The sequence below is a fragment of the Vibrio sp. JCM 18905 genome (assembly GCF_055393305.1).
This window is the reverse complement of the sequence record NZ_AP043880.1, coordinates 1,133,749-1,146,724: the sequence shown is the minus strand read 5'-3', so window position 1 is coordinate 1,146,724 and position 12,976 is coordinate 1,133,749. Positions and strand designations below refer to the sequence as shown.

The following is a 12,976-nucleotide window of genomic DNA, read 5'->3' as shown; positions in this document are numbered from 1 at the left end:
CAAACATAATGTTCACCGGTGATCCACCAGCATAATTCGCGCAATCTAACTTGAATTTATCTATATCCAATCCAGACTTAGGAAAAAGTAGAACAATTAAGGAGAAGGCACGATGGCAGCAGATAGGAATTTGGTTAATTTTAGCGAAGAGCACGAGCTAAACTACTGCTTGAGAAGTGCTGGTAAACGCCAAACTCAAGCGAATCGAGATACATTAGTTGACTTGGGCAACCAGGTGAAAGAGGTACTGGACAAACGCGTGTTAACTCAAGGTGAAGTAAGAGGCGCGATCCAAAACCACGGTGACCTGTTCGAGTAATCTATTTTCAAGCATGCGCGGTGTTTAATTACGCCGCGCTTGTCCTATGCCCGCTTACCTTTGGCTGCACCAGATTTAGTTGCGCCACCACTCTTTGAATAACTGCGCTTTTTACGTTTAAACGCAGGACGTTCCACTTGGGGTAGATGACGCAATGAATCAGGGATCGGCCCTGCTTTTACTTGTGCCATCAAGCCATCAATGCGTTGCTCTAGTGCTTGCATAAACGGCTGATATGCCTGATTTCTCTCTGCCATACCTTGTAACTGGTGCTCCCAATGAGCCGTCATATCTGGGTACGTTGAATCCTGTGGCAAGGCGTGAATGAGACCTCTTCCCGCAGGAGAGCTGAGAATTGATTTACCTTGACGCGTGAGCAGTTGGCGTTTGAACAGCGTGTCCAAAATACCAGCGCGAGTCGCTTCCGTACCTAGCCCATCAGTATCACGAAGGATTTTTTTCAGTTCTTTATCCGCAACGTAACGGGCGATCCCGGTCATCGCTTGCAACAGCGATGCTTCGGTAAAGTGCTTTGGTGGCTCGGTTTTTCGGTCTTTTATTTCCCCTTCACGACAAGTTAACACGGTGCCTTCTGGTAACGGTGGTACGGCATCAATACCTTCATCTTCCTTGTCAGTTTTGCCCATTAGCGCTTTCCAACCCGGCGAAACTAACTGACGACCTTTCGCGATAAACGTACCACCAGCGATATCGAAAACTAATTTCGCTTCTGCGTAAACCGCCGCCGGATAAAACTGCATGAGATACTGGCGCGCAATCAATTGATACACTTTCATCTCATTGCCCGAAAGCGCATTCACATTAGCTTGTTTTGGTGTAGGGATAATCGCATGGTGCGCATCCACTTTTTTATCGTTCCAGGCTTTGGACTTTAATGTTAAGTCTGCTCCCTGAACGGCACCTTGCAGCTCTTTTGCGTTATTCGCAATAGCTGTTGTCACCATCTCTGCTTGTGAGTAGTGTTCCATCGGTAAATAGCGACAATCTGAACGTGGATAAGTGATCAGCTTGTGCTTTTCATACAATGCCTGACAAGTATCTAGTACTTGTTGCGCACTCATACCATAGCGCTTCGCTGCATCGATCTGTAAAGCAGATAATGAATAAGGTAATGGTGCTGATTGCTTGGTTTGCTTTTGTTCCGACTCCGTCACTTTCGCGGGTTGATTTGCAATACGGTTTGCAACGTTTTCCACTAACTTACGGTTTAACACTCGCCCTTCTTCATCCTGCCAAGGCTTGCATGCCTCACTTGGCTTCCAACGAGCACGAATATCAAAAGTACCATTGGCATCTTGATATGGGATCAGAGCATGTAGGGTAAAATAGTCCTTCGGGACAAAGTTTTCGATTTCCTCATCACGACGCACCACTAAGCCAAGAACTGGCGTTTGCACTCGCCCTACCGAGAGAACACCTTGATACCCTGCTTTTTGACCAAGCAAGGTATAAGCACGAGACATGTTCATGCCATACAACCAATCAGCCCGAGAGCGAGCCAATGCAGAAACTGAAAGTGGGATAAACTCGCGATTACTGCGCATAGAACTGAGTGCGCGTTTCACCGCAGGTAAGTTCAAGTCGGAAATCAGCAAACGCTGTGTGGATTCCTTCTTGGTTTTAGATAACTTGCAATAGTCGAGAACTTCATCAACTAACAGCTGACCCTCTCGGTCTGGGTCTCCTGCATGAATGACTTCGTTAGCTTCTTTGAGCAATTTACGAATCACTGTTAATTGCTTACTTGCGCTTTTCCTCGGTCTGAGCTGCCATTGCTGCGGAACAATTGGTAAATCTGCCATATTCCACTTTTTATAACGCTCATCATAAGCGTCAGGTTCGACTTGTTCGAGCAAATGGCCGATACACCAAGTAACGATATCCCCGTTCCCACAGCGGATGAATCCTTGATCTTTCTTTTGAGGGTTTGGCAGTGCAGCGGCAATCGCACGGCCTAAGCTTGGTTTTTCAGCAATAAACAGACGAGACATAACGTTTTGGAAATAAATATAATTAGGGCCACATTAACGAATGTAGCCCTAATAAATCAAGAAAAACTGTATAAATAAACAGTCAACTTGCCTAGATGCTCAGTTATAGAAACTCAACAAACTGAGAAAGGTCACGCTCAGGAACTTTCATCGGTGTGCAACCAGGCGTACCTAGGTACAAGAAACCAACAATCTCATCGTCGCCTTCTAAACCAAACGCTTGATGAACTTCTGGATGGAACATCCACTTACCTGAGCGCCAAAATCCTTGAAAGCCTTGCGCTACCGCTGCCATCTGCATGGACTGTACTGCACATCCAGCAGATAAGTGTTGCTCTAGTGCAGGCACTTTCTCATGTTCCGTTACTTTAGCAATCACCGTGATCACCATTGGTGCACGAAATGGCGCATTTTTCACCTTTTCGACCACCGATTCATCACTATTTTCAGCTTCTGCCGCTTTTACCAAGATATCTGACAGTTTTTTCAAACCATCGCCCTGTGCGATAACGAAACGCCAAGGGGTTAATCCCGCATGGTCAGGCGCACGAAGGCCTGCACGAATGATGTTCTCAAGCGCTTTACCTTCTGGTGCAGGCGCAGATAACTTCGCGATAGATCGGCGATTGAGCAAAAGATCGAGAGCGTCCATGAAAGAGTCCTTATCGAATATCGTTGTTATTTTGTTTACGCTACTTTAGCACAATCTGCTCCTGCGAATAACAACCGGTTTTCTATGGGCTTGATAACGTGCTTCACTTAACATCAAGCTGGATTTAATGTTAATTTATTCGCGAAATGAATAAGTTGAACATAGGCTGGTTGATGAACAAGGATAAACAAAACAGCATTTACGAAAAGATCGTTAATGACGAAGATGCCCGTGCCTGTAAGGCGATTCCTGAATCAGCTTGTCATCAAGTTCCCGGCAACTTTCTTAAAATCATTCTTGCTCAGTTTTTAACGAAGGTCGGCGATGCGTTAATCAATCCCAAAGTCACGTTGCCGTGGATACTACAAAGCCTCGGGGCACCAGTTTACTTAATTGGTTGGCTCGTTCCTATTCGTGAGTCAGGTTCCCTTATCCCACAACTTAGTATTGCGCACTATATTCGTCGCCTCCCAGTAAGAAAATGGGTCTGGGTAATTGGCAGCATCTTGCAGGCTCTTTCCATATTTGCAATCGGAGTGGTCGCATTAACTCTGACAGGAGCTGCTGCGGGTTATGGTGTAATTGCATGTCTTGTGATCTTCAGCCTCTCACGCGGTTTAAATTCCGTCGCATCAAAAGATGTATTGGGCAAAACCATCCCTAAAAACCAACGAGGTCAAGTCAACGGCTGGTCTTCAAGCGCTGCTGGCCTTGTTACACTACTTTTCGCTAGCCTTCTGGCACTAGCCTGGTTATGGGACGTAGAGCCGACGGAGCGCTTTTACAGTCTGAGTTTAGGGTTAGCGGGCGCCATATGGCTTATTGCGGCATTAGTTTATGCACGAATTAATGAGTATGCCGGTGAGGTAGACGGTGGTCGAAATGGCGTCCTTGAGGCATTTAAACAACTCGCGTTACTTAAAACAGACGTGACCTTTCGTCGATTCGTTATCACGCGAACACTATTTTTATGTTCTGCGCTGAGTGCACCGTACTACGTTGTGCTGGCACAGCAATCTCTGGGTGGACAGCTCTGGGTTCTAGCTCTCTTTATGTTTGCGAGTGGCTTGGCCTCCTTTGTGTCAGGTCCTTTCTGGGGAAGAATGTCCGATCGCTCTAGCCGCAGTGTGATGGTCATCGGCGCAACGATGAGCGCGCTACTTGGCGTTGTTTTATTTGTTTACGATACTTGGATAATCGCCAGCACAAGCTTTTTATTCGTGATTCCTCTGCTCTACTTTTGTGTGTGCATTGCCCACGACGGAATACGAGTCGGACGAAAAACCTACTTAGTTGATATCGCAGAAGGTGACAAACGGACGAGCTATGTAGCCGTGAGTAACACAGTGGTTGGGATAATGCTGCTTCTAATGAGCTCTCTTGGTGTTATGTCGAACTTTTTGAGCCTTTCAGCTGTGGTGTTAGTGTTCTCTTTTATTACTCTTTCTGGCGTAGTAATGGCCAAACAACTGCCAGATATCAGTGACTAGTTCTATACAAAAAAAAGCTGCGCTCAAAGCGCAGCTTTCATGGTAAACACACATTAAAAAGCTAGAGTTTTACCGCCAATTTAACACCTTGACGAATCGCACGCACAGCATCAAGTTCACCCGCATGGTCAGCTCCGCCAATGATATGAATCTTCTCTCCGAGTTCAGACCATTTATCTTCAAATGGACGAACAGACTCTTGCCCCGCACAAATGACGACTTTGTCCGCGTTCAATAATTGTTCTTTTCCATCTACATGAATGTGCAAACCTTGATCATCAATTTTATCGTAAGACACGCCACCGACTAAATGTACGCCCCTTTTTTCAAGGGTACGTTTATGGATCCAACCTGTCGTTTTACCCGGACCTTTACCTACGCGACCTTTACGACGCTGAAGCACCCAGACTTCTTTATCGCTGACCGCATCAGGGTAAGGGTATAAACCACCCGGTTGAGACATCTCTTTGTCGATTCCCCATTCATGCAACCAGTCATCCAACGTTTGTCCAACTGGCTCTGTGAGCATGGTCGCGACATCTACGCCAATACCACCAGCACCAACGATAGCCACTTTCTCACCGACTGGCGTTTTGTCTCGAATGAGTGTTTGATAGTCGACGACTTTTTCTGGGTTCTCAATTCCATCAATATTGACTTTACGTGGCTCGACACCCGATGCCATCACTATCTCATCGTATTCTGTGAGTAAGTCATAGTTCGCTTCCGTCGATAAGTGCAGATTCACGCCTGTTTCATCAATACGGTTAGCGAAATATCGTATCGTCTCTCGAAACTCCTCCTTACCAGGGATCTGCATCGCAAGACGGAACTGACCGCCGATGCGGTCGTTCTTTTCGAACAAATCAACCTTATGGCCACGTTCAGCCAGTGTAGTCGCACAAGCCAAGCCCGCCGGACCTGCTCCGACAACGGCAATGTTTTTCTTCTTAAAGGCTGGTTCAACAACAATTTCGGTTTCATAGCACGCAAGTGGATTCACTAAGCAACTGGCGCGCTTACCTTTAAACACGTTATCTAGACACGCCTGATTACAACCAATACACGTATTGATAAGCTGCGCTTTTTCCTGTTCGGCTTTAGCAACAAAGTAAGGATCAGCCAAGAATGGGCGCGCCATCGAAACCATATCGGCATGCCCAGAAGATAGAATACGTTCTGCTTCGTCTGGCGTATTTATTCGGTTACAAGTGATGATAGGAACCGAAACGTGAGGTTTAACTTTTTCCGTAACCCACGTAAACGCACCGCGTGGTACTTGAGTCGCAATGGTCGGAATTCGAGCCTCATGCCAACCAATGCCAGTGTTAATAATCGTGACGCCAGCCTCTTCAAGCGCTTTCGCCAATTCGATAACGTCTTCAAATGTGCTGCCCTGCTCGACAAGATCCAGCATAGAGAGACGGAAAATGATGATGAACTTGTCGCCCACCGCCTTACGAACCGCTTTGACAATTTCTAGCGGAAAACGCATACGTTTTTTGTAACTGCCACCCCATTCGTCGTAACGCATGTTCGTGCGCTTACATAAGAATTGGTTTATCAGGTAACCTTCCGAGCCCATTAACTCGACGCCATCATAACCAGCAAGCTGGGCTAACTCAGCGCTGTTCGCAAAGGCATCAATGGTTTTCTTAATCTGGCGGTCGCTCATTTCACTCGGAGCAAACTTTGCAATTGGCGCTTTAATGCCAGACGCACTTTGCGAGAATGGATGCATGGCATAACGCCCAGCATGAAGAATTTGTAGGGCAATTTTGCCACCGTGCTTGTGCACCGCTTCTGTCACAACTTTGTGGGCCTTGGCATGCTTTGGCTTGCTGAACTCAGCACTCAATGGGTGCAAACGACCGCGTAAGTTCGGAGAAAAACCTCCGGTTACAATCAGTCCAACACCGCCTTTCACGCGTTCTTCATAGAAAGCCGCGAGCTTCTGTAATCCTTCTTTGTGCTCTTCTAAGCCCGTGTGCATTGATCCCATCAGGACTCGGTTTCGTAATTGTGTAAAACCGAGATCCAGTGGCTTTAATAGGTTTGGGTACATGGCAGACATCACTTAACATCCATTGTTATTATCATGGTCTGACCAGATTAAGCCCGCTCAACCAAAAAATCAAACAAGCGTTTACATTTTTGTAACACCGATCAATCTCGCGTGAAAATATGCCAATTGTTGAGTGGTCGTGATAAGCTAAAAAAATGTTATCTTTTGAGATCTTAGAGATAAGAACCCATACTTTGTTAGACTCGGCGTAACTATCTCGTTATGGAGACAAGATGAAAAAACTCTTCAAATTTATTGGTTTGATATTTAAAGGGATATGGAAGAGCATCACCTTTATCAGACTCGCACTGGCAAACCTGATCTTCTTGCTGATGATTGCCGTTTTCTACTTTGCTTTTACTTATACCGGAGACGGTCAACCCGTCGTCGAAAAAGAGTCGGCATTGGTGATGAATCTTTCAGGTCCGATTGTCGAACAAAGACGCTATGTAAATCCAATGGACTCTTTTGCTGGTTCCCTTTTGGGCAATGAGTTACCGAAAGAAAACGTCCTTTTCGATATCGTTGATACTATTCGCTACGCGAAAGACGATCCTAAAGTGTCTGGATTAGTGCTAGCACTGCGAGACATGCCAGAAACAAATCTCACGAAATTACGTTACATCGCGAAAGCGTTGAACGAATTTAAAGCGTCAGGCAAACCAGTTTACGCCGTAGGTGATTTCTACAACCAAAGCCAATATTACTTGGCAAGTTACGCTGATAAAGTTTACCTGGCACCTGATGGCGGCGTATTGATTAAAGGTTACAGTGCCTATTCAATGTACTACAAAACGTTATTGGAAAAGCTTGATGTTTCTACTCATGTTTTTCGCGTAGGTACTTATAAATCCGCTATCGAACCGTTTATTCGTGATGACATGTCCGATGCTGCGAAAGAGTCAGCAACACGCTGGGTTACTCAATTGTGGAGTGCTTTTGTTGATGATGTAACCACAAACCGAAATATTGATGCGAAAGTGCTTAACCCAACCATGGATGAGCTGATTGAAGAAATGAAGTCAGTGGATGGTGATCTTGCTCAGCTCGCGGTTAAACTGGGCTTGGTTGATGAACTCGCGACACGCCAAGACATTCGCACTCTATTTGCCAAACAGTTTGGTAGTGACGGCAAAGACAGCTACAACGCGATTGGTTACTACGACTACCTCGCCACGATTCGCCCTGATTACACACTACCTCAGCACGATATCGCCGTTGTTCTAGCAAGTGGCGCGATTATGGATGGTCAACAACCTCGTGGTACTGTCGGAGGTGACACCGTCGCAAGCTTGTTGCGTCAAGCACGCAATGATGAAAAGGTGAAAGCGGTCGTGTTGCGAGTAGATAGCCCTGGGGGTAGTGCCTTTGCCTCTGAGGTGATTCGCAACGAAGTAGAAGCACTAAAACAAGCAGGCAAGCCAGTTGTTGTATCCATGTCGAGTTTGGCTGCCTCTGGTGGTTATTGGATTTCAATGAGCGCAGACAAGATCGTTGCTCAGCCAACAACCCTGACGGGCTCCATTGGTATCTTTAGCGTCATCACCACGTTTGAAAAAGGCTTTAGTAAGTTAGGCATTAATACTGATGGCGTTGGCACATCGCCGTTCTCTGGTGACGGTATTACCACTGGCCTTTCTGACGGCGCGTCTCAAGTATTCCAATTAGGTATCGAGCACGGTTATAAGCGCTTTATTTCTTTGGTTGGCGAGAATCGCGATATGTCTCTAGAGGAAGTCGACAACGTCGCTCAAGGTCGAGTTTGGACTGGACAAGACGCCCTATCCTTTGGTCTTGTTGACCAAATGGGTGACTTTGATGATGCCGTAGAACTAGCGGCGAAACTGGCGAATGTGACTGATTACGGCATTTACTGGGTAGAAGAACCGCTTTCTCCTACTGAACTATTTTTACAAGAGTTCATGAAACAGGTGAAAGTCTCTCTAGGTATTGATGCAACCAGCTTGCTACCAAAAAGTCTTCACCCCGTAGCTCAACAGTTTGAACAAGACGCAAGCTTGCTACAAAGCTTTAACGATCCTAAAGGTCAATACGCATTTTGTTTGAACTGCCAAGTGCAGTAGCTTTTTCATTAATATTACAAAGGGTACCTCTACTTGAGGTGCCCTTTTTATTACGCTCAACATCTCCTCAGATGACTTTCTGATGCTGTGCGCATAGCCTCGCATCTCAAGGTTATTTAGGTATATAATCCCCGCCTCTGTTCCCCTACATGAAAGAAAAAACGATGACTAGAAAACACATCTACATCGCTTACACCGGTGGCACCATCGGAATGCAAAAATCGGATCACGGCTATGTGCCTGTTGCTGGCTTTATGGAAAAGCAACTAGCAAGCATGCCAGAGTTTCACCGTCCTGAAATGCCGGATTACACTATCCACGAATACGATCCTCTGATTGACTCATCAGATATGACGCCTGCCGACTGGCAGCAGATTGCGGATGATATTCGTGACAACTATGACAAATACGATGGTTTCGTCATCCTACATGGTACTGACACCATGGCATACACAGCATCTGCATTGTCTTTCATGCTTGAAAACCTTGGCAAGCCAGTGATTGTTACGGGTTCACAGATCCCTCTTGCAGAGCTGCGTTCTGACGGTCAAGCAAACCTATTGAATGCTCTGCATATTGCCGCAAACTACCCGATCAACGAAGTTACTTTGTTCTTCAATAATCAGTTGATGCGTGGTAACCGCAGCACAAAATCTCATGCGGACGGTTTTAATGCCTTTACTTCACCAAACCTTCCTCCACTACTGGAAGCCGGGATCAATATTCAAGTAAGCAACAGCGTAACCGTTGGTGCACAACCAGAAGGTGAATTTAAGGTTCACAACATCACACCACAACCAATCGGTGTGATCACCATGTACCCAGGCATTTCACACGAAGTTATCCGAAACACGCTTCGTCAGCCCGTGAATGCGATGATTCTTCTGACTTTTGGTGTGGGCAACGCGCCTCAAAACCCTGAGCTACTGGGCCACCTAAAAGAAGCCTCTGAGCGCGGCGTTATTGTCGTGAACCTAACTCAATGTTTGGCAGGTAAGGTGAATATGGGCGGCTACGCCACGGGTTGTGCACTGGCAGACTCTGGAGTTATCAGCGGCTTTGACATGACGCCAGAAGCGGCACTAGCAAAACTGCATTACCTTCTAAGCCAAAACCTTTCTTACGAAGAAGTGAAAGAGAGAATGCAGCAAGTACTGCGTGGTGAGATGAGCCTGTAAATTCAAGCTTACTACGATCTAAAAAGCCCAATAGAGATTGGGCTTTTTTCTTTTAAAGTCAAAGTAGTAGCGGTAAACGACACCCTGTAAAAATCAAAGGTTCGCTTAATCAATGTTCGGATTGACACGAACAATGTCGCTCTCTTCTCCGCTAAATTGTTTTTTAAGTTCTTGCTTCGATTTAAAGCTGATTTCACCACCTGCCGCAACCGTCATGTGCTGCGCATCAGTATTATGTTTTGATTGATACAACATCACAGCTTGCATACACGAATCTCGCTGCTCTTTAGAAAGTGTTGTACCCTCAGGCCATCTTCCCGTTTCTACTGCATAGACTAAGCGATCATAAACTTCTGGAGTCATCGCTTGTAATAGTTGTTCTGCGTCCATAATGTACCTTCTTATTACATTCTATTTACAGAACATAACGGGTTAAGAAACTGAGTCAAGAATACGAAAATGAATTGGTGTAACGGATCACAAGCAAAGCCATGAAAAGAACACACTGGTTACTTCTCGGCCTCACAAGTCTCGCACTAACGGGCTGTTTCGAAGGTAACGTGACAACCGAAGAGTTGTGCCAAAAAACACCAGAGCTGCGCTGCGAACAGCTCAATATGGATGACGGGCAATGTCGAGTTCCCAGAACAAACTTAGTATGGCATCGGTTTGAGCAACTGAAACATCCATCAGAAGCCAGTCAAATTATCGAATACGGTCTGGTCGCTGAATATAGGAAATGCTTAGAACTCGCCTCTCAGATCACACCTATTGATCAAAGTGCTCTCAAGAGACAGCGTTTTAACGCTTTGGTACACAGTATTGATGAGCTAGAACGCATCGTAAACGAGTTAAAAGGCTCAGAAGACCCCGCAACTTTGTATTTTTTGTGGTCTCAAACGGGTGACATCCAAGCTCGTCGCGCATTTTTACAAATGGAAGGCTCACCCAAGTTAAATACTGCTGAGATGCAATATGCATTAGCTACTTTCTATACTAATCGAGATGCCAAGAAAACGTTAATACTGCTGAATAAAGCGTTGTCTTTATCAGATGAAGACAACCTTAATCCAATCATTCTCAAATCAATGGCAAGCATTCATCAAGGGCTTGGAGAAAAAGAGCGCGCGTATCTGTGGGCAATGGTTGCAAAAAGATTCGACGTCCCGCTTGCTGATGAAAAGCAGCTCAAGCGTATGTTTAATTTTAGTCATGCAGAGCAATATCAGCAGCTAGATGAATTAGCTGAATCGGTGGCAAAAGCCATAGAGAGAGGGAACTACTCTCCAGCAATGATACCCAAAGAGATATAAACGAAAAAACTCCCGCAATTGGCGGGAGTTTTTCTTTGGGTCAAACTACACTCTGTTTTCTACTTACAACAAATCGTATTGAAAGGATAAAACACTATCGAGCACAATTTTGTCGTTATTGTTCTGATTTGTTGAAAATTAACGACACTGAATTAACACAAAAACGCTCACCCGTGGTCTGTGGGCCATCTTCAAAAACGTGCCCTAGATGGCTATCACATGTGGCACAACGAATCTCTGTACGTACCATTCCGTGACTCAGATCTTCTAAATAGCGCACCGCTTGATCATTGATGGGCGCATCAAAACTTGGCCAACCACAGCCAGAGTCATACTTGTTATCAGAGACAAAGAGAGGGGCATTGCAACAGGTACAAGCATAAACACCCGTCTCTTTATTATGCAGTAGTTTACCGCTGAAAGGCGGTTCTGTACCTTGCTCTCGGCAGACACGAAACTCTTCTTCAGAAAGTTGCTCACGCCACTGCTCATCTGACTTCGCCACTTTTTTCCCGTTTTGTTCCACGACTTTCTGCTCCTTCTTTACTGTTTTTGGTATTGACTTTTTTAGCAAAAAACTTGCTTCTCTTAACAGTTGTAGCACATACTTTCTCACCAGGACACCATGCGTAATTAATTTGATAAGAGCACTTATCTCACCAGTTATATTACGCCAACTGGACTACAGAAGAATCAGTTAAAAGTTTAAAAAACGAACATTTGCGAAGAATTGTTAAAAAAAGCGTCGCTTTTTTTTGACTTTAAACAAGTTAAGTCCGATTATCACTTGCAGATGTTTACTGGATTCTGTAATTTTACTACCAGTTATCTTTAATCAGAAATTAAGTTGTGGAGCAACTATAATGACTATCAAAGTAGGTATTAACGGTTTTGGCCGTATCGGTCGTTTCGTATTCCGTGCAGCGCAAGAGCGTGCTGACATCGAAGTTGTAGGTATCAACGACCTTATCGACGTAGATTACATGGCATACATGCTTAAGTACGACTCAACTCACGGCCGTTTCAACGGTACTGTTGAAGTTGAAGGCGGTAACCTAATCGTTAACGGTAAAACTGTACGTGTTACTGCAGAGCGCAACCCAGCGGACCTTAAGTGGGACGAAATCGGTGTTGACGTTGTTGCAGAAGCAACTGGTCTTTTCCTAACTGACGAGACTGCACGTAAGCACATCGAAGCTGGCGCGAAGAAAGTTGTTCTAACTGGTCCTTCAAAAGACGCTACTCCAATGTTCGTAATGGGCGTTAACCACGCTACTTACGCTGGTCAAGACATCGTTTCTAACGCTTCTTGTACTACTAACTGTCTAGCGCCTATCGCTAAAGTTCTTAACGACAAGTTCGGTATCGAATCTGGTCTTATGACTACAGTTCACGCTACTACAGCAACTCAAAAAACTGTAGACGGTCCTTCTGCTAAAGACTGGCGCGGTGGTCGTGGTGCTTCTCAAAACATCATCCCATCTTCAACTGGTGCTGCTAAAGCTGTAGGCGTTGTTCTTCCAGAACTAAACGGCAAACTAACTGGTATGGCTTTCCGCGTACCAACAGCTAACGTTTCTGTAGTTGACCTAACAGTTAACCTAAAAGAAGGCGCATCTTACGAAGCTATCTGTGCAGCAATGAAAGAAGCTTCTGAAGGCGAGCTAAAAGGTGTTCTAGGTTACACTGAAGATGCAGTAGTATCTCAAGACTTCATCGGTGAAGTTCAAACTTCTGTATTCGATGCTAAAGCTGGTATCGCTCTAACTGATAACTTCGTTAAAGTTGTATCTTGGTACGACAACGAAATCGGTTACTCAAACAAAGTTCTAGACCTAATCGCTCACATCTCTAAGTAATTAG

Annotated in this window: 11 protein-coding genes; 6 read left to right on the top strand and 5 right to left on the bottom strand. The window is 45.2% G+C overall.

Going from position 1 to position 12,976, the window contains the following annotated elements:
- Nucleotides 1-112: 112 nt before the first annotated feature.
- The gene (locus ACZ5ZC_RS22030) at nucleotides 113-319 is read left to right on the top strand and encodes a hypothetical protein (RefSeq protein ID WP_054868001.1); all 207 of its coding nucleotides are present in this window, start codon (nucleotides 113-115) and stop codon (nucleotides 317-319) included.
- Nucleotides 320-363: 44 nt separating this feature from the next.
- Here the strand turns inward: ACZ5ZC_RS22030 and ACZ5ZC_RS22025 are convergent, their stop codons facing one another.
- Together ACZ5ZC_RS22025 and ACZ5ZC_RS22020 are read right to left on the bottom strand one after the other, a co-directional pair.
- Nucleotides 364-2,331, bottom strand: coding sequence for a DNA topoisomerase III (locus ACZ5ZC_RS22025; RefSeq protein WP_464932290.1), 1,968 nt, complete (start codon nucleotides 2,329-2,331; stop codon nucleotides 364-366).
- Between the two features lie 103 nt (nucleotides 2,332-2,434).
- On the bottom strand, nucleotides 2,435-2,983 hold the full coding sequence (locus ACZ5ZC_RS22020; RefSeq protein ID WP_258486070.1) for an NAD(P)H nitroreductase: 549 nt from the start codon (nucleotides 2,981-2,983) through the stop codon (nucleotides 2,435-2,437).
- 173 nt (nucleotides 2,984-3,156) lie between these two features.
- Here ACZ5ZC_RS22020 and ACZ5ZC_RS22015 point away from each other — a divergent pair, with 173 nt between their 5' ends.
- Entirely contained in the window at nucleotides 3,157-4,473 is a 1,317-nt protein-coding gene (locus ACZ5ZC_RS22015) for an MFS transporter (protein ID WP_464932289.1), read from the top strand.
- Nucleotides 4,474-4,534: 61 nt separating this feature from the next.
- On the opposite strand, the gene ACZ5ZC_RS22010 is transcribed toward ACZ5ZC_RS22015, so the two are convergent.
- Entirely contained in the window at nucleotides 4,535-6,547 is a 2,013-nt protein-coding gene (locus ACZ5ZC_RS22010) for an NADPH-dependent 2,4-dienoyl-CoA reductase (RefSeq protein ID WP_168187874.1), read from the bottom strand.
- A gap of 224 nt (nucleotides 6,548-6,771) precedes the next feature.
- Between ACZ5ZC_RS22010 and sppA the strand changes: the two genes are divergently transcribed.
- Both sppA and ansA read left to right on the top strand, forming a co-directional pair.
- Nucleotides 6,772-8,622 carry a signal peptide peptidase SppA gene (sppA, locus tag ACZ5ZC_RS22005; RefSeq protein WP_464932288.1) on the top strand — a complete coding sequence of 617 codons (1,851 nt, stop codon included), beginning with the start codon at nucleotides 6,772-6,774 and terminating at the stop codon, nucleotides 8,620-8,622.
- Nucleotides 8,623-8,786: 164 nt separating this feature from the next.
- Nucleotides 8,787-9,800 (top strand): asparaginase, encoded by a 1,014-nt coding sequence (ansA, locus tag ACZ5ZC_RS22000; RefSeq protein ID WP_046874512.1) that lies wholly within the window; start codon nucleotides 8,787-8,789, stop codon nucleotides 9,798-9,800.
- Between the two features lie 105 nt (nucleotides 9,801-9,905).
- Here the strand turns inward: ansA and ACZ5ZC_RS21995 are convergent, their stop codons facing one another.
- On the bottom strand, nucleotides 9,906-10,190 hold the full coding sequence (locus ACZ5ZC_RS21995; protein WP_005380700.1) for a YeaC family protein: 285 nt from the start codon (nucleotides 10,188-10,190) through the stop codon (nucleotides 9,906-9,908).
- Between the two features lie 101 nt (nucleotides 10,191-10,291).
- Between ACZ5ZC_RS21995 and ACZ5ZC_RS21990 the strand changes: the two genes are divergently transcribed.
- Nucleotides 10,292-11,113: a DUF2989 domain-containing protein gene (locus ACZ5ZC_RS21990; protein WP_048625826.1), complete on the top strand. Its 822-nt coding sequence runs from the start codon at nucleotides 10,292-10,294 to the stop codon at nucleotides 11,111-11,113.
- Between the two features lie 115 nt (nucleotides 11,114-11,228).
- Here ACZ5ZC_RS21990 and msrB read toward each other — a convergent pair whose 3' ends face one another.
- Complete coding sequence (gene msrB, locus ACZ5ZC_RS21985; RefSeq protein WP_005396508.1) at nucleotides 11,229-11,639, bottom strand: peptide-methionine (R)-S-oxide reductase MsrB; 411 nt, start codon at nucleotides 11,637-11,639, stop codon at nucleotides 11,229-11,231.
- A 337-nt stretch (nucleotides 11,640-11,976) separates the two neighbouring features.
- Here msrB and gap point away from each other — a divergent pair, with 337 nt between their 5' ends.
- Nucleotides 11,977-12,972 (top strand): type I glyceraldehyde-3-phosphate dehydrogenase, encoded by a 996-nt coding sequence (gene gap / locus ACZ5ZC_RS21980; RefSeq protein WP_012841556.1) that lies wholly within the window; start codon nucleotides 11,977-11,979, stop codon nucleotides 12,970-12,972.
- Nucleotides 12,973-12,976: the final 4 nt, after the last annotated feature.